The sequence below is a fragment of the Pseudoalteromonas sp. BMB genome (assembly GCF_001709235.1).
Lineage (GTDB): Bacteria > Pseudomonadota > Gammaproteobacteria > Enterobacterales > Alteromonadaceae > Pseudoalteromonas > Pseudoalteromonas maricaloris.
This window is the reverse complement of the sequence record NZ_MBQA01000087.1, coordinates 1-329: the sequence shown is the minus strand read 5'-3', so window position 1 is coordinate 329 and position 329 is coordinate 1. Positions and strand designations below refer to the sequence as shown.

1 protein-coding gene is annotated in these 329 nt (G+C 47.1%); it reads left to right on the top strand.

Features of this window, described 5'->3' with window-relative positions; translation table 11 throughout:
* Positions 1 to 11 precede the first annotated feature (11 nt).
* Positions 12 to 329, top strand: a 318-nt coding sequence (locus BB427_RS07250) for a tropomyosin (RefSeq protein ID WP_254663598.1), incomplete at its 3' end; no start/stop codon positions are given.

Genomic DNA, 329 nt, shown 5'->3' with positions numbered 1-329 from the left:
AAAGTGAACGTATGCGCAAGATGCTTGAGCATAGGAGCATAACAGATGAAGAACGTATGGATGCCCTGGAAGATCAGCTTAAAGAGGCTAGGTTGATGGCTGAGGAGGCTGATCGCAAATATGATGAGGTTGCCCGTAAGATGGCAATGGTTGAAGCTGATTTGGAACGTGCTGAAGAGCGTGCAGAGACGGGTGAAAACAAAATTGTGGAGCTTGAGGAAGAGCTGAGAGTTGTGGGTAACAACTTGAAGTCCCTGGAAGTCAGTGAAGAGAAGGCTCAGCAAAGAGAAGAGGCTTATGAAGGCCAGATCCGTTTAATGACTTCCAGA